Annotated in this window: 15 protein-coding genes; 7 read left to right on the top strand and 8 right to left on the bottom strand. The window is 71.8% G+C overall.

The genetic code is table 11. The features are described 5' to 3' along the window. Nucleotides 1-32: 32 nt before the first annotated feature. From pcrA to AC21LY_RS13075, 3 genes are all read right to left on the bottom strand, one after another. Nucleotides 33-2,459, bottom strand: coding sequence for a DNA helicase PcrA (pcrA, locus tag AC21LY_RS13085; RefSeq protein ID WP_489046923.1), 2,427 nt, complete (start codon nucleotides 2,457-2,459; stop codon nucleotides 33-35). Nucleotides 2,460-2,620: 161 nt separating this feature from the next. Beyond that, nucleotides 2,621-4,429 (bottom strand): hypothetical protein, encoded by a 1,809-nt coding sequence (locus tag AC21LY_RS13080; RefSeq protein ID WP_489046922.1) that lies wholly within the window; start codon nucleotides 4,427-4,429, stop codon nucleotides 2,621-2,623. A 198-nt stretch (nucleotides 4,430-4,627) separates the two neighbouring features. Further along, nucleotides 4,628-6,472 (bottom strand): hypothetical protein, encoded by a 1,845-nt coding sequence (locus tag AC21LY_RS13075; RefSeq protein WP_489046920.1) that lies wholly within the window; start codon nucleotides 6,470-6,472, stop codon nucleotides 4,628-4,630. Between the two features lie 43 nt (nucleotides 6,473-6,515). On the opposite strand from AC21LY_RS13075, the gene AC21LY_RS13070 reads away from it, so the two are divergent. Then, on the top strand, nucleotides 6,516-6,800 hold the full coding sequence (locus AC21LY_RS13070; protein ID WP_489046919.1) for a chorismate mutase: 285 nt from the start codon (nucleotides 6,516-6,518) through the stop codon (nucleotides 6,798-6,800). A gap of 15 nt (nucleotides 6,801-6,815) precedes the next feature. Here the strand turns inward: AC21LY_RS13070 and AC21LY_RS13065 are convergent, their stop codons facing one another. Further along, nucleotides 6,816-7,940 (bottom strand): FAD-dependent oxidoreductase, encoded by a 1,125-nt coding sequence (locus AC21LY_RS13065; RefSeq protein ID WP_489046918.1) that lies wholly within the window; start codon nucleotides 7,938-7,940, stop codon nucleotides 6,816-6,818. Nucleotides 7,941-8,011: 71 nt separating this feature from the next. Here AC21LY_RS13065 and AC21LY_RS13060 point away from each other — a divergent pair, with 71 nt between their 5' ends. From AC21LY_RS13060 to AC21LY_RS13050, 3 genes are all read left to right on the top strand, one after another. Continuing rightward, a complete protein-coding gene (locus tag AC21LY_RS13060) occupies nucleotides 8,012-8,674 on the top strand; it encodes a TetR/AcrR family transcriptional regulator (protein WP_489046917.1) in 663 nt (220 codons plus the stop codon). A gap of 233 nt (nucleotides 8,675-8,907) precedes the next feature. Next, nucleotides 8,908-9,159, top strand: coding sequence for a hypothetical protein (locus AC21LY_RS13055; RefSeq protein WP_489046916.1), 252 nt, complete (start codon nucleotides 8,908-8,910; stop codon nucleotides 9,157-9,159). Further along, entirely contained in the window at nucleotides 9,156-9,593 is a 438-nt protein-coding gene (locus AC21LY_RS13050) for a PIN domain-containing protein (protein WP_489046915.1), read from the top strand. Before AC21LY_RS13055 ends, AC21LY_RS13050 begins: the two co-directional genes overlap by 4 nt. A gap of 184 nt (nucleotides 9,594-9,777) precedes the next feature. On the opposite strand, the gene AC21LY_RS13045 is transcribed toward AC21LY_RS13050, so the two are convergent. Further along, nucleotides 9,778-11,241 carry an NAD-dependent succinate-semialdehyde dehydrogenase gene (locus AC21LY_RS13045; RefSeq protein ID WP_489046914.1) on the bottom strand — a complete coding sequence of 488 codons (1,464 nt, stop codon included), beginning with the start codon at nucleotides 11,239-11,241 and terminating at the stop codon, nucleotides 9,778-9,780. A 114-nt stretch (nucleotides 11,242-11,355) separates the two neighbouring features. Between AC21LY_RS13045 and pgi the strand changes: the two genes are divergently transcribed. Together pgi and AC21LY_RS13035 are read left to right on the top strand one after the other, a co-directional pair. Continuing rightward, entirely contained in the window at nucleotides 11,356-13,014 is a 1,659-nt protein-coding gene (gene pgi / locus AC21LY_RS13040) for a glucose-6-phosphate isomerase (RefSeq protein WP_489046913.1), read from the top strand. Between the two features lie 2 nt (nucleotides 13,015-13,016). Next, nucleotides 13,017-13,904 carry an NAD(P)-dependent oxidoreductase gene (locus AC21LY_RS13035; protein ID WP_489046912.1) on the top strand — a complete coding sequence of 296 codons (888 nt, stop codon included), beginning with the start codon at nucleotides 13,017-13,019 and terminating at the stop codon, nucleotides 13,902-13,904. Here the strand turns inward: AC21LY_RS13035 and AC21LY_RS13030 are convergent. The 3 genes from AC21LY_RS13030 to yczE all read right to left on the bottom strand — a co-directional run bounded on the left by AC21LY_RS13030 (nucleotide 13,901) and on the right by yczE (nucleotide 15,646). Beyond that, nucleotides 13,901-14,128, bottom strand: coding sequence for a hypothetical protein (locus AC21LY_RS13030; RefSeq protein ID WP_489046911.1), 228 nt, complete (start codon nucleotides 14,126-14,128; stop codon nucleotides 13,901-13,903). The two genes, AC21LY_RS13035 and AC21LY_RS13030, sit on opposite strands and share 4 nt — an antisense overlap. 139 nt (nucleotides 14,129-14,267) lie before the next feature. After that, a complete protein-coding gene (locus AC21LY_RS13025; protein WP_489046910.1) occupies nucleotides 14,268-15,005 on the bottom strand; it encodes an SDR family oxidoreductase in 738 nt (245 codons plus the stop codon). After that, the gene (yczE, locus tag AC21LY_RS13020) at nucleotides 14,924-15,646 is read right to left on the bottom strand and encodes a membrane protein YczE (RefSeq protein WP_489046909.1); all 723 of its coding nucleotides are present in this window, start codon (nucleotides 15,644-15,646) and stop codon (nucleotides 14,924-14,926) included. Before yczE ends, AC21LY_RS13025 begins: the two co-directional genes overlap by 82 nt. A 62-nt stretch (nucleotides 15,647-15,708) precedes the next feature. Between yczE and yczR the strand changes: the two genes are divergently transcribed. Beyond that, nucleotides 15,709-17,154: a MocR-like transcription factor YczR gene (yczR, locus tag AC21LY_RS13015; protein ID WP_489046907.1), complete on the top strand. Its 1,446-nt coding sequence runs from the start codon at nucleotides 15,709-15,711 to the stop codon at nucleotides 17,152-17,154. The last annotated feature ends 5 nt before the right edge of the window (nucleotides 17,155-17,159 follow it).

Raw genomic sequence — 17,159 nt, 5'->3', positions numbered from 1 at the left:
GGACACCGGGGCGCCTTTCGCGTTGTTCGTGGTTACAGCTTCTCCATCGGCAGGCCGCCGAAGGTCATCAGGGTGACCGTGCCCGACGAGCCGAAGTCGAAGGTGGCGCGCTCCATCGGCCCCGCACCCGTGATCGCGGTGACGGTGCCGAGCCCGAAGGAGTCGTGCGAGACGCGATCGCCGACGGCGAGCACGAGCTTGTTGGCCCGGCGCGTGGGCCGCGGCGCCCGCTTGGGGGTCCAGCCACCGTCGGAGCTCGAGGACCGCTCCCGGCCGCCGTAGCCGCCACCGCCGCCCCACGTGCCCCGGTCCTGACCGAAGACGCCGCGGGAACCGCCGCCGAACTGGCTGCGCTTGGGCTCGAGGCGGCGCCAGTCGATGAGGTGCTGCGGGATCTCCGCGAGGAAGCGGGACTCGGGGTTCTGCATCGGGTCGCCCCAGGTGGCGCGGACCATCGCGCGGGAGAGGTAGAGCCGTTCGCGGGCGCGGGTGATGCCCACGTACGCCAGGCGCCGCTCCTCGGCGAGCTCGGACTCGTCACCCAGCGCGCGCATGTGCGGGAACTGGCCGTCCTCCCAGCCGGTCACGAAGACCACCGGGAACTCGAGGCCCTTCGCGGTGTGCAGGGTCATCATGGTGACGACGCCCGCCTCGCTGTCGGGCACCTGATCGGCGTCGGCGACCAGCGAGACCCGCTCCAGGAAGGCGGCCAGCGAGCCCGGCTCGGGCGCGCCCTCGTCGACCACCACATCGGTGAAGTCCTGCGCGGAGAACTCCCGCGCGACACTGATCAACTCCTCGATGTTCTCCAGGCGTGCACCGTCCTGCGGGTCCGACGAGCCCTCCAGCTCCGCCCGGTAGCCCGTCTTCTCGACGACGGCCTCGAGCAGGTCGCCCAGGTCCTGATCCTCGTCGGCGGCGGTGCGGCGCAGATCCGCCATCAGGCCCGCGAAAGCGGCGATCGCGTTGCGCGAGCGTGGATTGAGCATGGCGACGGTGCCGTCCACCGCGTCCTCGATAGCGGTGCTGAAGGTGCCCCCACGATTCTCGGCGTGCACCGTCAGGCAGGCCTGCGCGCGGTCACCGATGCCGCGGCGCGGGGTGTTGACGATGCGCTGCAGGCTGACCGTGTCGTTCGGGTTGTCGATGGCACGCAGGTACGCGACCAGGTCCCGGACTTCCTTGCGCTCGTAGAAGCGCACACCGCCGACCACCTTGTAGGGCACGCCGTGGCGGATGAAGACCTCCTCCAGGACCCGCGCGGCGGTGTTGGTGCGGTAGAAGACGGCGACGTCGCTGTACTTGACGCCCTTGTCCGCCAGCGCGTCGATCTCCGAGACGACGAAGCTGGCCTCGTCGTGCTCGTTATCGGCGACGTAGCCGGTGATGAGGTCACCGTCGCCCTGGTCGGTCCAGAGCTTCTTCTCGCGGCGGCCGGCGTTGCGGGCGATGACCGCGTTGGCCGCCGAGAGGATGGTCTGGGTGGAGCGGTAGTTCTGCTCCAGCAGAATGGTCTCCGCGTTCGGGAAGTCCCGCTCGAACTCCTCGATGTTGCGGATCGTGGCGCCGCGGAAGGCGTAGATCGACTGATCCGCGTCACCCACGACGCACAGCTCACTGGGCTCGACTCCGTCGGCATCCGTCTCGAGGCCGACCAGCTCGCGGACCAGCACGTACTGCGCGTGGTTGGTGTCCTGGTACTCGTCGACCATGACGTGCCGGAACCGGCGGCGGTAGTACTGCGCGACATTGGGGTGCGACTGCAGCAGCGCCACCGTCTCCCCGATCAGATCGTCGAAGTCGAAGGCGTTCGCCCCGCGCAGGCGGGACTGGTAGGTGCCGTACACCTCGGCGACGGTGACCGCGAAGGGCTCCCCCGTCTTCGCCGCGTCCGCGGAGGCCTGCTCCGGATCGATCAGCTCGTTCTTGAGGTTGCTGATGTGGGTGGCGAGCGCGCGCGGGGCGAACTTCTTCGCGTCCAGCCCCATCTCCTTGACGATCATGGTGAGCAGGCGGCGGGAATCGTCCGCGTCGTAGATCGAGAAGTTGGAGTTCATGCCCGCCAGCAGGCCCGCCTGCGCGCGCAGGATGCGCACGCAGGTGGAGTGGAAGGTGGAGACCCACATGATCTTCGCGCGCGGGCCGATGAGCCCGGCCACGCGCTCACGCATCTCCGCCGCGGCCTTGTTGGTGAAGGTGATCGCGAGGATCTGGCCCGGGTGCATGTTCCGGGCCGCGAGCAGGTAGGCGATGCGCCGGGTGAGCACCGCGGTCTTGCCCGAGCCCGCACCCGCCACGATCAGCAGCGGCGAGCCCTCGTGCAGCACCGCCGCCCGCTGCTGCGGGTTGAGCCCCTCGAGCAGTTCCTGCCCGCGTTCCCGCCGCGCCACCTGCGCTGTCTCGCGGGAGAAGGGCTGGCGTTGGCGGAGTCCGGACTGTTGCGGTGCTGGGTTACTCATCTCCCGGCCAGTTTAGACGGGGCGACCGACATGTTCCGTACGCCGCGCGCCGGGCCGCCGGCGCGGCGGCGGGCGGGGCACCGTCGTCGCGCTCCCCCCGCGCCCGGAACGACCGAACGCACCCGGCGTACCGGGTGCGTTCGGGTGGAGAGGTGCGGCGGTCAGGCCGCGGAGGATGCGGACGGGGCGTCCGCGGTACCGCCCGAGGATCCGGACTCGGTCGCCCCCGCCGACGTGGTCCCGGCGGAGGCCGCCGGCTCAGCCTGCTCGGCCGGTGCGGTGGGACCGGACGGCTCCGCCGGTGCGGCAGGCGCCGCAGGTGCCGACGGTTCGGCCGGTGCAGCGGGCACGGCAGACTCGACCGGGGCCACCGGCGCGGACGTCTGCGCCGCGGGCTGGACCGGCGCCGAAGCCGTAACCGTGGGCGTCGCGACGACGGCCGACTCGGCCGGCGTCGTCTCCGCGGGGGCGGGGGCCACCGGCACCGCCCCGGCGGGCGCCTCGGGCGCTGCGGCCGTGCTGAGGGCGGCGACACCCGCCGCGGGCTTGGCGGCGTCCGCGGGCTTGAAGGCGTCGATGATGTTCTTCCCGATGTTCGACAGCGCCGGGAACAGCGCGTTGTCGAACGGGTTGTCCGTCGGCACGAACAGGCGGGTGTTGAGGAAGGTCGTCAGCGAGCCGATGTCCGCGGTCAGCCCCGTCAGCGCCTTCGCCGGATCTCCCGACAGCAGCGCGGTCACCAGGTTCTGGCCGACGCCGATCACCTTGCCCGGGGTGTCGAAGAGCACCGCGAGCGCCGCGTTGCCGGCCGCGATGAAGTCCGGCTGCGAGTTCGCCAGGCCGGTCCCGATCGGGCCGAGGTACGGGTTGACCAGGTCGGCGATGGGCATGACGCCGGCCAGGAGGACGATGATCGACAGCGCCTTGGCCTTGTCGGTGATGTCGCCGACCGCCCCGGCCGGGTCGCCCTTGGCGAGCTTGGCGAGCGCGTCGGTGAGCGTCTTCGCCACACCGGGCGTCCACTCGTCGCCCTTGACGCTGGTGACGAACATCTCGAAGCCCATCTTCCAGGTCTCGAACAGCGTGTCGAAGTCCGGCATCCCGAGGGCGGGCGCGGTGGCGACGGCGGCCTGCGCGGCGAGCGCGTCGACCTTGGCTGGCGACGCCGACGGCAGCGCCGGGATGACCGCGCCGAGCAGCGTGCTTCCGACCTTCACGAGGTTCGGCAGCAGCCCCGTCGAGCTGTTGGTCACGTAGGTCTCGAGGAACTTCCCGACGTTGTTGATGCCGGTGCCGACCGCGGCGCCGACCTTGGTGACGTCGCCGGTCAGGACGGCCTTGGCGATGGCCTCGCCGGCCTTGAGCAGTTCGGTGGGCAGCCGCAGCGGAAGCCCGATGGCGGCCTGGCCGAGCGCGATCATGCTCCCGTCGTTCAGGGCCGCGTCGAGCGCTGCGCCGAGCTTGCCGAGCTTCGGGTTGAAGTGATCGGCGATCGGGAAGAGCGCGGTCATCAGGCCGATGAACAGCGTCGATTCGAGCTGCGAGCCGATCGGTGCGTACGCGCCGGACAGGCTGCCCTTGGAGATCGCCTCGAAGGCGGCCTGGAGCGCCTTCGGGAAGCCCGCGCCCGCGAAGTCGGTGCCCGCGGCGGACTCGTAGGCGGCCTTGAGCGCGTCCTGCAGGGCCTGCGCGATGACGGTGACATCGCCCCAGCCCCAGGCCGGGGCCGCCGCCGCGGGGGCGGCAGGACCGGCCGCGAGCGGCAGCAGGTTCGCGACGGAGCCGGCGACCTGCGCCTGCAGATTCACGAGCTTCGCGGGGTTGACGAGGACGGTGGCCGCCGGCGCCGGCGCGGTGACCGCGCCGACGGAGGCGGTCATCGGCGCGACGGCGATCGCGGCCGCGGTGACCATGGCGATGGAGGCGCCGGCGTAGCGGCGCGGGACGGAACGACGGACAGCGGCATGCATGGAGGCAGGCACCCTTCGGCTGGAGTGAGACCGATCACAGGAGATCCGGACGAAGGCACCATACAACCCACAGCGTGGATTTACGCCCGATTCAACGAAACTTTGCGACATACGACGTTGATATGTCGCACCGCCGATCCGTGCCGCTGGAAATCACGGCATCGCCGCAGGTCAACGGCACCGTCGACCGTGGGGCGATCAGCGCAGGGCCGATGCCGGGACGAGCAGCCCGACGGGGCCGCTCCCGACGCACGCGACGAGCCCCGGCGTCTCCGCCCGTGCGAGCAGGCCGTCCCCGGTCCCGGTGACGCGCGCGTAGACGGTGTGCGCACCCTTGCGCACCGCGACGCGGACGGGCGTCGCGCCCCGCTGCTGCTCCAGCGTGATCTCGCCGTCGGCGGACGCGAGGTAGTTCAGCTCCACCACCCAGTCCCAGAAGGCGAGCGGTCCCTCGTAGGCGAGGAGGGCGGGCGCACCGTCGTCGACGCGGGTCCCGCACGGGTACGGGCCGAGCGGCAGGCTGCGTACGCGGGTGACGCGGCCGGGCTGGAACGCCCCGGACCGGTCGGCGACCGTGGCCTCCGCCGCGTACTCGGCGAACCGCGGGTGCGCCGGCTGCGTGGCGAGGATCCGCGAGAGCCGGTTGTTCGGGCCGGACAGCCGGCTCAGGACGTCGCCGGGGACTTCCTGATCGAGCATCTCGCGGCCCGCGTACTCGGCGGCTCCGGCGCGCAGGTTCTGCAGGTAGGGCCCCGTCGGATTGTCGTGCCACACCGGGGCGAAACGCACGGCCGAGGCGGTGCCGCTGAGCGCGAAGGCGATCACCACGCCGATCCACAGCCGACGGTCCGCCGTGATGCCGGCGACCCGCGTCGCCACGGGCCGCCACCGCGCCCCGTCGCTCTGGATCCGGCCGGTTCCGTCCCGCGCCCGGCCCGGTGCAGCACACAGCACGAGCGCACCGGCCAGCGTGAGCACCCACGCGAAGTCGGCGAAGTAGCGCAGCGAGAGGGGCAGTAGGGGCGAGGTGAACTCGGAACTGCGCAGGAAGAAGACCGTCGACGAGGCGCCGAGGAAGTACAGCGCGGCGGCGCCCCAGGCCACGACGCCCCGCGGCGCGCGCAGCCGCGTCACCAGCACGATCGCCGCGATCGCTCCGAGCCCCACGACCGTCAGCGCCAGCCCGGTCACCACCAGCGGCGGACCGGGATTGGTGCGGGTCCAGGTCCACGGCCCACCGACCGCGGCCGGCGCGATGACCGCGTTCACCGAACGCCACAGCGTCCGGGCCGTGAACGCGGCGGTGTGCGTGCCCGGCCGCGACGCGGTGACCGTCAGCCACAGCACGATCCACCCGGCCACCACCACCGCGAAGGCGAGCCACAGCGGGCGTCCGCGGCGCAGCACGGAGCGCACGGGCCGGCGGTGCCCCCGCAGGTACGGGAGCAGGCATGCCGCGGCCAGTGCGACGAACGGCACGACCAGCGCCTTCTCGAAGAACAGCAGCGCGACCAGGAGCGCCAGCACGGCGTACGCGCCGGATCGGCGACGGCCGCGCACGTACCGCACCGTCTCCGCGACCACCACCGCCAGGCCGATCTGCAACGGCAGCGCGTTGAGCCCCGACGCCCACCACGCCGTGGCCGTGAGGGTGAGAGGGCTGAACAGGAAGAAGACGAGGGGCACCAGCACCACCGGCCGCCGCCCGGCGATCACCACCAGCGCCCGCAGCGTCGCCAGCGACGCCACCGCCTGCAGGGCGAGGAGGGAGACCGCGGCCGCGGGCCAGCTCAGCGGCGCCGCCTTCGTGATCACGGCCGCCGCGAACAACGTGCCGGGCATGAAGTGACCGTCGTAGTCGACGAACCAGGCCCCCAGGTCCGCGAGCGGGCGGGACGCCCGGCCGACGAAGGCCACGTCGTCCCAGTAGAAGTCTCCCCGGGCCAGCACGTAGCCGCGGACCGCGAGGTGCACGGCGATGAGCACTGCCGCGCCGATCCACAGCAGGCGCTGCGGACCGGGGGCGCGGGAAGCACGGAGCACGGTGCTCGATAGTAGGTCCCGTGACTGTGGGAAACTTATCGCCATGAGCAGACCGGACGACACCGGCGCCGAGACGCCACTCGCCGAAGAAGAGATCCAGGCCCTGCGCGAGGAGATCGACCGCCTCGACGCCGAGATCCTGGCCGCGATCAAGCGGCGCAGCGAGGTCTCCCAGATCATCGGCCGCACCCGCATGGCATCGGGCGGCACCCGCCTCGTGCACTCGCGGGAGATGAAGGTGCTCGAGCGGTTCTCCGAGCTCGGGCGCGAGGGCCACACCCTCGCGATGCTGCTGCTGCGGCTCGGCCGGGGCCCGCTGGGCCGGTAGCAGCCCCTCTCGTCGTCAGCCGGTGACGCCCGCGAAGAAGGCGAGCAAGCCGTTCGGGGCGTCCTCGCCCAGCATCATCGTCGCCATCGCCTCCGCGTCCGCCGCCGACGCCGCCGCGCGATCGAACATCTCGCTCTCGTAGGCGGCGACCGCGGCGTCGAGATCGCCGGGGTTCGCGACGAGGTGCCGGGCCAGTTCGGCACCGTCGAACAGCGCGATGTTGGCGCCCTCCCCGGCCGGCGGGCCGACGTGCGCCGCATCGCCGACGAGTGTGACGCCCGGGACGTGCTCCCAGCGGAGTCCGACGGGGAGCGTGTAGAGACGCCGCGGCACGAGCGGCGTATCGGATTCCCCGATCAGGCGGAGCAGCTCGTCCGACCACCCCGGGTACTCGGCGATCACGCGGTCGGCCGCCGACGCGTCCGACCAGTCGATCCCGTCGACCCAGTCCTCGTCGACGTGCAGCTGCGCGTAGGTGTGCACGATGCCGCCCGCCTCCGCATGCGTGCTGATCCCGCGGCCGGGCGCGAGCGCGAACATCGCTCCCTCCCCCACCAGCTCGGCGATGCCGGGGTGCCGGCGCTCCACGTCGTGCAGGTAGGTCTCGACGTAGGTCGTGCCGAAGTACGACGGTGTCGCGTCGGTCACGAGCCCACGCACCTTCGACCAGGCACCGTCGGCCCCGATCAGCAGGTCGACGGTGACCGCGGTCCCGTCGGCGAAGCCCACCTCGTGCCGTCCGTCGCCGAGCGCGCGCACCGCCACGGCCTTGGCGCCCCAGCGGATCGCGCCGGCCGGCAGCGAGTCGAGCAGCAGGCGCCGCAGCTCGCCGCGGAGCACCTCGGGGCGACCTCCGGCACCGTCGTCCGGGAGGTCGAGGAGGACGGTGCCGTCGCGGCCGATGGCCCGGGTCGCCTCGCCGCCCTCGTGGATGAGCGCGCGGAACTCCGCGGTGAGGCCGGCGGCGGCGAGGGCGGCCTGGCCGTCAGCCTCGTGGATGTCGAGTTGCCCACCCTGCGTCCGTGACATGGGCGTGGGCTCCGCCTCGTAGACGGTGGCCGCGATGCCGTGCAGGTGCAGGACGCGGGCGAGGACGAGGCCGCCCAGGCCGCCTCCGATGATCGCGATGGATGTGCGCATGATTCCGCCTCTCATTGGAACACTGTTCCAATGAGTTTGGAACAATGTTCCAGTCGTGTCAAGATGGAGCCGTGCCACCTCGCAGCCGCCGCACCGACGCCCTCTCCCGCGACCGCATCGTCGACGCGGCGATCGACCTGCTCGACGAGAGCGGCGCCGACGCACTGACCTTCCGCGCGCTCGGCGGCGCGCTGAGCACCGGAAGCGGGGCGATCTACCACCACGTCGCCGGCAAGGACGAGCTCCTCGCCGCCGCGACCGACGCCGTCCTGCGGCCGATCCTCGCCGCGCCCGCGCGGGACGACGAACCCCGGGAGGCCATCCGGACGCTGGCGCTGGCGCTGTTCGACACGATCGACGAGCACCCGTGGCTGGCCGCGCAGGTCATGGCCGATCCGGGCCGGCCGGCGAACCTGCTCCTGAGCGAACGGATCGGCGGCGCCGTGCTGGCGATGGGCGCGCCCGAGGCGGCGCTGTTCGACGCCACGACCGCGGTCGTCGGCTACATCCTCGGCGCGGCGGCCCAGAACGCCGCGAACGCCCGCTCGCCCCTCGCTCGCAGCGGGCCCAGCCGCGAGGAACTGCTCGGCGACGTCGCGGCGCGCATCGCGCAGCTGGATCCGGACGAGTTCCCGTACCTGCATCGCATCGCCGCCACCATGGCGCACCACGACGATCGCGCCCAGTTCCGCGCGGGACTCGACCTGCTCCTGGCGGGCATCGACGCCCTGTAACGCGCCACCACACCGGCGGCGTTCCGTGTGCGCCACCCAGCGCAGCGGGTGATCGCCCTGCTCGTAGAGCGGGGAGTACTGGACGAAATGAGCTGCTGTGCCTCGAGGTCCGGACCCGCATCCGCACGCCGGCGCGGTGCTGAGCGCGGGGCGGCAAGCAATATCGGATTCTGCGCCGTGTCCGATTCTGATATACTCTAGCTGTAGAGTTCATATACAGGTGGAGGAGGGCAATGGAGATCCACATGCCCGAGTTTCAGGAGGCTCCGCTCAAGATGACCTCACTTCGCGCACCCGAAGGGCTATTCGATCGCGCTCGCGAAGAGCTCGGATACGCGTCCAACCAGGACATGGTCGTCAGCCTGGTCGAACTGGCACTCATGCAGCATCTCCAACGCAAGATGCTGCGGCGGATCGCCGATCGGCCGGACGGGCCCTACGCCGCGCTGCTCGATCCGGAGTTCCGGGCGGAGGCTCGCAGATGACCGCCCCACCACTACCAATGGTGCCTGTCCCCACTCCATGTCTGGTGGACCATTCCGTGATCGCGAGACTCGAAACAGGCGAAATCGATTACTCCTCGGTCGAACGGTTCACCGAGGACGGTCATTATCTCGCGGCCGCTACCCCCCAATTACTCGAAGTCCTGTACTCCACGAGGTCGCCCAGAGAATGGGAGAGCGAGTACTCGGACAACTGGTCGCTGCTGATGGTGCTCCATCCCGGTCATCGCACTCACGCGATCGCGGTCGAGATTCAGCGTCGCCTCTGGCGTTCGGGCAGGGTCCGGGCCGCAGGCCCCGTCGATACTCTGATCGCCGCTGTCGCGATCGAGCACGGCGCGATCGTCGTGCATCGCGACAGCGACTACGAGCGGATAGCGGAGGTCGCGCCGGAGTTCCGGCAGGTCCGGGTGTAGGTCAGGCGTTGACCGCACCGGCGCGGGCCGACGCCCGCTCGGCAGGATCCGCGCTCTCGTGCTGCATGCCGAAGAGGGCGCTGCGGTAGCCCGCATCGCCGAGACGGCACACAATTGAACACCGTCATGGAGAGGAAACCCGCAGGTCGAAATCTCCATAACAGCGTTCAATTGCGGGTGGAGGTCACTGCAGGGCGATGTAGCGGGTCTCCAGGTACTCCTCGATGCCCTCGCTGCCGCCCTCGCGGCCGAAGCCGGAGGCCTTGACGCCGCCGAACGGCCCGGCGGGGTCGGAGATGACGCCGCGGTTCACGCCGACCATGCCGGCCTCGATCCGGTCGGCGACGCGCAGCGCGCGGTCGAGGTCCTTCGTGAAGATGTACGCGGCCAGGCCGTACTCCGTGGCGTTCGCGGCGGCGACGCCCTCGTCCTCGTCGGCGAAGGAGACGATGGGCGCGACGGGGCCGAAGACCTCCTCGGTGAGGATCCGCGCGTCGGCCGGGACGTCGGCGAGCACCGTCGGCGGGAAGAAGTGGCCCGGCCCCTCGGGCGCGACTCCGCCGAGCCGGAGCGTCGCGCCCTTGGCGACCGCGTCCTGCACCAGCTCGGAGACGATGGCCTGCTGATCGGCGGAGACGAGCGGCCCGATGGTCACCCCCTCGTCGATGCCGCGGCCCAGCACGTACTTCCCCATCCCCTCCACGAGCTTCGCGGTGAACTCCTCGAGCACCGACTCGTGCACGTGGAAGCGGTTCGCCGCGGTGCACGCCTCGCCGCCGTTGCGCAGCTTGGCGAGCAGGGCCTGCGCGACGGCGTGGTCGACGTCGGCATCGTCGAAGACGACGAACGGAGCATTGCCGCCGAGCTCCATCGAGGTGCGCAGGATGCCGGGCGCCGACTGCGCCACGAGCGCCGCGCCGACCTCCGTCGACCCGGTGAAGGTGAGCTTGCGCAGCCTCCGGTCCTCGAGCAGCGGCCCCGTCAGCGCGGAGGACTTCGACGTGGGCAGCACGGCGATCACGCCGTCCGGCACACCCGCCTCGCGCAGCACGTCGGCGAGCAGCAGCATCGTCAGCGGCGTGAGGCCCGCCGGCTTGACCAGCATCGTGGCGCCGGCCGCCAGCGCCGGGCCGATCTTGCGGGTGCCCATCGCGAGCGGGAAGTTCCACGGGGTGATCGCCAGGCACGGCCCGACGGGGGCCTTGCTCACCATGATCCGGCCGGTGCCGGCGGGCGCGGGCGTGTACCGGCCCGCGATCCGCACGGCCTCCTCGGAGAACCAGCGGAAGAACTCGGCACCGTACTTGAGTTCGTTGGCCGACTCCGGCAGGGCCTTGCCCATCTCCAGCGTCATCAACAGCGCGAAGTCGTCGGCCCGGGCGTGCAGCCCCTCGTACGCGGCACGGAGGATCTCGCCCCGCTCGCGGGCGGGCGTCGCGGCCCACGCCGGACCTGCCGCGACCGCGGCGTCGAGAGCGGCGGCACCGTCCTCCGCGGTGGCGTCGGCGACCTCGACCAGCACCTCCTCGGTGGCGGGGTCGTGCACCGGAAAGGTTGCGCCCGAACTCGAATCGCGGAAGGCGCCGCCCACGAAGATGCCCGTCGGGACGCGGTCGAGGAGGTCACGGATGCGCTGCTCGGTTGCCATACCGCCACCCTAGCCCCGGCTCCCGCGCACGCGCACGACCTCGTCCGCGCGCGGATCGAGCGGCTCTCGCGCGAACCGCCCGCGCACGAGCCTCCGGACATTAGGCTGGCGGCCATGAGCGACAGCGACATCACAGCGTCCCCCGCCTGGCGGCACCTCGTCGAGCACCACTCCGAGATCGCCGAGACCACCCTGCGGGAGCTCTTCGCCGCCGATCCGGAGCGCGGCACGGACCTCGTCTTCCAGGTCGGCGACCTCTACATCGACTACTCCAAGCACCGCGTCACCCGCGAGACGCTGCGCCTGCTGGCCGCGCTCGCCGACGAGGCCGGCGTCGCCGCCCGGCGCGAGAAGATGCTCTCGGGCGAGCACATCAACGCCACCGAGGACCGCGCCGTGCTGCACACCGCCCTGCGCGCACCGTCGAGCAAGGACCTGCGGGTGGACGGGCAGGACGTCTCCGGCGACGTGCACGACGTGCTCGACAAGATGGCCGCCTTCAGCGACGAGGTGCGCTCGCGGCGCTGGCGCGGCGCGACGGGCGAGCCGATCACCGACGTCGTGAACATCGGCATCGGCGGCAGCGACCTCGGCCCGGCGATGGTCTACGGCGCGCTCCGCGCGTACGTCCAGCGCGGCCTGACCTGCCATTTCGTCTCCAACGTGGACCCGGCCGACATCTCCGGCACGCTGGCCCAGCTCAATCCCGCGACCACGCTGTTCATCGTCGCCTCGAAGACCTTCGGCACGCAGGAGACGCTGACCAACGCGCACGCGGCGAAGACCTGGCTCCTCGACAGGCTCGGCGTCGGCGAGGAGGCCGTCGCGAAGCACTTCGTGGCCGTCTCGACCAACGCGGAGCGGGTCGCGGCCTTCGGCATCGACACGGCGAACATGTTCGGCTTCTGGGACTGGGTCGGCGGGCGCTACTCCGTGGATTCGGCGATCGGCCTGTCGGTGATGATCGCCGTCGGCCCCGAGCGGTTCGCGGAGTTCCTCGCGGGCTTCCACGCCGTCGACGAGCACTTCGCGTCCGCACCGACCGAGCAGAACGCGCCGATGATGCTGGGCCTCATCGGGCTCTGGTACTCGGACTTCTTCGGCGCGCAGTCGCGCGCAGTACTCCCCTACTCGCAGGACCTGGCCCGCTTCCCCGCGTACCTGCAGCAGCTCACCATGGAGTCGAACGGCAAGTCAGTACGCATCGACGGCTCGCCGGTCACCGTCGACACCGGCGAGATCTTCTGGGGCGAACCGGGTACCAACGGCCAGCACGCCTTCTTCCAGTTGCTGCACCAGGGCACGCGACTCGTCCCGGCGGACTTCCTCGGCTTCGCGCAGTCCACCGACGACCTGCCCACCACCGACGGCGTCGGCACGATGCAGGACCTGCTCATGAGCAACCTGTTCGCGCAGACCAAGGTGCTCGCCTTCGGCAAGACGGCCGCCGAAATCAGTGCGGAGGGCACCGATCCCGCCGTCGTGCCGCACAAGGTGATGCCCGGGAACCGGCCCACCACCACGATCCTCGCGCCGAAGCTCACCCCGTCCGTCGTCGGCCAGCTCATCGCGCTCTACGAGCACCAGGTCTTCACCGAGGCCGCGGTGTGGGGCATCAACGCCTTCGATCAGTGGGGTGTCGAGCTGGGCAAGGTGCAGGCCGGCGCGCTGCTCCCCGTCATCGCCTCCGACGATCCCGTCGCCGCCGACCTCGACTCGTCGACCGAGGCGGAGGTGCGCTGGTACCGCACGCAGCGCGGCCGCTCCGTCTGACGATGTCCTCCCTTGCGGTCGGCGTCATCGGGGTGGGCGCCATGGGCGCACCCATGGCGCGCCACCTGGCAGGCGCGCACGGGACGGTGCACATCACCGCCCGGCGCCCGCGTCCCGACCTCGTCGCCGACGGTGCCGTCCAGCACCCCGATGCCGGGTCGCTCACCGCCGTCGCCGACGTGGTGCTGCTGATGCTGCCGGATCTGCCCGAGGTGGAGGAGGTGCTCGCGGGCGGGCTGCTCGCGGGCGACCGCCCCCTGCTGCTCCTCATCGGCTCCACGTCCTCCGCGCCCGGGGTGCGTGCGCTGGCCGAGCGCCTCGACCGCGAGACCGACGGCCGGGTCCGAGTCGTCGACGCCCCGGTGTCGGGCGGCGAGGACGGCGCGATCGCCGGCACGCTGTCGATCATGATGGGCGGCACCGAGGAGGACTGCGCCGTCGCGGCGGCCGTGCTGGCGCCGTGCGGCACCCCGGTCCGGCTGGGACCACTGGGCGCTGGGCAGGTCGCGAAGGCCTGCAACCAGCTGGTGGTCGCCGCGACGATCGCCGCGCTGGGCGAGGCCACGGTGCTGGCCGACCGGTCCGGCATCGACCTGGCCACAATGTGGGACCTGCTCGGCGGGGGCTACGCCGCCTCGCGCCTGCTGGACACGCGCAAGGAGAAGCTGGTCACCGGCGACGACGCACCGTCGGGGATGGCGAAGTACCTGCTCAAGGACCTGAAGTCGGGGGCAGAGGTCGCGGCCGCCACCGGGACGGATGCGGCGCTGCTCCCCGCGCTGTTGGCGGAGTTCCAGGAGATCGTCGACGCCGGGCTGGGCGAGCGGGACATGGCCGTCACCCGGCGGTTCATCGCCGAGCGGAAGGCCGACACGCCCCGGAACACCTAGGGCGCCTTGGGGATCCGCCAGACGCCGTCGGCGGAGCAGCTGAGCACGAAGCCCTGGCTGCGATCGAGCGCCAGCTGCCCCCAGGCGTAGCCGGCGCAGCTCTCGCCGACGCTGCCGCGGGCGTAGTCGGTGCCGTCCGGGTCCGCGTGGGCCGGGGCGGCGGCGAGGATGAGGGCGATCCCGGCTGCGGAGGCGATTGTTGCCGTCTTGATGAATGTGCGCATTTCGCACCACCTTTCGTCCCCTCTTACGCTAGGAAGGACGGTGCGGCGGCACATCCGGGTCGATCCCGGGTTTCCCGCGGCGGGGCGTCAGGGCTGGGCCCCTACCCCGCACGGGTGAGATCGACGAGGAAGCGGTGGCTCAGATCAGGCGGCGGGTCAGCTCGTCGGGGGCGTGCCGCAGTACGGCACCGAGCGGCATCCACGGCCACGGCGGCACCGCTGCCTCCTTCGGCTCGCGGTCGATGGCCTTGACGAGGGCCTTCACCCCGTCCTCGAGGGAGGACTTCATGGCGGTCTTCACGCCCTTGTTGATCTCGGTCTCGATGAAACCCGGCTTGATGACGGTGACCGTGATGTCGGTGCCGGCGAACTCGGCCTGCAGCCCTTCGCCCAGCGCCGTCAGGCCCGCCTTGCTCGCCGAGTACGCGGCCTGCGCCTTGGGCATGCCGCGCTGCCCGGCGATCGAGCTGATGAGGACGAGGTGACCGCGCCCCTGTTCGCGGAAGATCTCGAGCACGGCTTCGGCCTGCGCCACGGCGCCGGTCAGGTTGGTCTGGATGGTCTCGAGGTTGGCGTGCGCCTTGCCCGTACCGAGCGGCGCGCCCTTGCCGATGCCGGCGTTGATGATCGCGCGGTCCAGGCCGCCGAGGCGACCCACCACGTCGGCGATGGCGACCGGCACGGCATCGAAATCCGTGACGTCGAGCCGGCCGATCTCCACGGCACCCGCGCCCGGCAGCGTCGCGAGTTCGGCCCGCAGCGCCTCGAGGCGGTCGAGGCGCCGGGCCAGGAGCGCTACGTCCTCGCCGCGCTCCGCATACGTCCGAGCCATGCCTTCGCCGAGACCGGAGCTGGCTCCGGTGATGAGGATCCGCATTCACTCACCTTAACCGCGACTGCGGTGTCCGCCCGGTTCGCGCCGTGCGCGTCGCCGCGGGCCAGCGCCGGGCCGCCGAGGCCGGTCCGAGCGAACAGCTGGATCAGCGGGCCGACGCCCACCGCGTAGAGCACGGTGCCGACGCCGAGTGTGCCGCCCAGCAGGAAGCCCACGATGACCACGAGGACCTCCATCGAGGTACGCACCACCCGCACCGACCCGCCGGTCCGGGCGACGAGGCCCGTCATCAGGCCGTCGCGCGGGCCGGGGCCCATGCCCGCCCCGATGTAGAGCACCGTCGCGAAGGCGTTGAGCACGATGCCGCCCAGCATCATCGCGACCGCGACCGGCAGCGCCGGATTCTCCGGGAACAGCGGTGCCATGGTGTCGAAGGCGACGCCGATCACGATCACGTTGGCGACGGTGCCGAAGCCGGGCTTCTGCCGGATCGGGATCCAGGCGAGCAGCACCAGCGCGCCGACGATGATCGAGACGACCCCCACGGACAGGCCCATCTTCTCCGCGAGCCCCTGGTGCAGCACGTCCCACGGCATGTTGCCGAGCCCGGCGCGGAGGATCGCGACCATCGCGGTCCCGTACAGCCACAGGCCGACGAACAGCTTCCCGAGTCGAATCATCATGGCAATCACTCTGCCCGCTAAGTGGCATGACAATCCATAGCCAGTTCTGAGATACTGGCCTCGTGTTCCTCTCAACTGGCACTGTCGGCGCGGCCGCCCTCACCCGGCAGCTCGGCTCCTGGCGCCCCGACGGTCCGCGTCCCGCCTACCTCGCGCTCGCCGAAGCGCTGCGCCTACTCGTGCTCGACGGCCGGGTCCCCGTCGGGACCGCGCTGCCGAGCGAGCGCGCCCTGGCCGCCCACCTGCAGGTCAGCAGGACGACGGTGACCGCGGCCTACGCCGAGCTCCGCGACAGCGGCCACCTCCAGTCCCGGCAGGGCGCGCGCAGCGTTCTCACCCTGCCGCAGGCCGTGCCCGTCGAGCCCGCGGACACCGGACCCGAGGCCGACCTGATCCGGCTGAACATCGCGGCACCGTCGGCCCCCGACCAGATCGTGCACGACGGCTACCGGCACGCCCTCGAATGCGCCCCGCCGTACCTCGCCGGCATCGGCCTGTACCCGGGAGGCGTTCGGGCACTGCGGGAGTCGATCGCGCGGCGGTACACCGACCGCGGCCTGCCGACCGACCCCGAGCAGGTGCTGGTCACCTCCGGCGCGCAGCACGCGCTGCGGATCGTGCTGGACACGCTGGTGCACCCGGGCGACCGCGTGGTGATCGAGCAGCCCACCCACCACGGGAGCATCCTCGCGCTGCGCCGGCACAACGTCCGGCCTGTCGCGGTGGGGCTGCACCCGGAGCAGGGCTGGGATCTCGACCAGCTGGAAGCCGTCGTGAAACAGCAGAATCCGCGGGCCGTCTTCACCATCCCCGACTTCCACAACCCGACGGGACTGCTGCTCGACGCGGCCGGGCGGCGGCGTCTCGGCGAGATCTCCGCGCGCTACCGCGTGCCCGTCGTGGTCGACGAGACCATGGCCGAGCTTGCCCTCGACGCGCCCGCTCCCCCGCCCGTCGCCGCGGGCGCCCCGCGGGGCGCCCGGATCATCACCCTCGGCTCGGCGAGCAAGACCATCTGGGCGGGCCTGCGGGTCGGCTGGATCCGCACCGAGACCGCGCCCGATTCCATGACCGCCGCCCGCCACGACATGGACCTCGCCGGCGCCGTCTTCGAGCAGCTCGCCGCGGGCTACGCGCTCGACCACCTCGCGGACTTCCTGCCGGCACGGCTCGATTCGTTGCGCGCCTCGCGCACCGTCGCGCTGCGCGCCGTCGCCGAGCAGCTGCCCGGCGCCACGGTCTCCCCCGGCGTCGGCGGACTGTGCCTGTGGGTGACCCTGCCGCGGCCGGTCGGCACCGCCACCGCCGCGGCCGCCGCGGCCCTCGGGGTGCGGATCGCCGCAGGCTCCGCCTTCGGGGTCGACGGTGCCCTCGAGCGCAACATCCGCATCCCCTACACGTTGCCTCCGGACCAGCTCGCGCGAGCCATCGAGCTGGTCGGGGCGGCGTACCGCCGGGCCACGGGCGGCACGAGCCTGCCGGACCTGGCGGGGCAGCTGGTGGTGTGATCGAC

The sequence above is a fragment of the Tsukamurella sp. II2bb genome, from assembly GCF_057815145.1.
This window is presented reverse-complemented; position numbering and strand designations above follow the sequence as displayed.

Coding starts and splice junctions, on each gene's coding strand:
- pcrA (WP_489046923.1), bottom strand. CDS start 2,459: ATGAGTAACCCAGCACCGCAACAGTCCGGACTCCGCCAACGCCAGCCC.
- AC21LY_RS13080 (WP_489046922.1), bottom strand. CDS start 4,429: ATGCATGCCGCTGTCCGTCGTTCCGTCCCGCGCCGCTACGCCGGCGCC.
- AC21LY_RS13070 (WP_489046919.1), top strand. CDS start 6,516: ATGAGCAGACCGGACGACACCGGCGCCGAGACGCCACTCGCCGAAGAA.
- AC21LY_RS13065 (WP_489046918.1), bottom strand. CDS start 7,940: ATGCGCACATCCATCGCGATCATCGGAGGCGGCCTGGGCGGCCTCGTC.
- AC21LY_RS13055 (WP_489046916.1), top strand. CDS start 8,908: ATGGAGATCCACATGCCCGAGTTTCAGGAGGCTCCGCTCAAGATGACC.
- AC21LY_RS13050 (WP_489046915.1), top strand. CDS start 9,156: ATGACCGCCCCACCACTACCAATGGTGCCTGTCCCCACTCCATGTCTG.
- AC21LY_RS13045 (WP_489046914.1), bottom strand. CDS start 11,241: ATGGCAACCGAGCAGCGCATCCGTGACCTCCTCGACCGCGTCCCGACG.
- pgi (WP_489046913.1), top strand. CDS start 11,356: ATGAGCGACAGCGACATCACAGCGTCCCCCGCCTGGCGGCACCTCGTC.
- AC21LY_RS13035 (WP_489046912.1), top strand. CDS start 13,017: ATGTCCTCCCTTGCGGTCGGCGTCATCGGGGTGGGCGCCATGGGCGCA.
- AC21LY_RS13030 (WP_489046911.1), bottom strand. CDS start 14,128: ATGCGCACATTCATCAAGACGGCAACAATCGCCTCCGCAGCCGGGATC.
- AC21LY_RS13025 (WP_489046910.1), bottom strand. CDS start 15,005: ATGCGGATCCTCATCACCGGAGCCAGCTCCGGTCTCGGCGAAGGCATG.
- yczE (WP_489046909.1), bottom strand. CDS start 15,646: ATGATGATTCGACTCGGGAAGCTGTTCGTCGGCCTGTGGCTGTACGGG.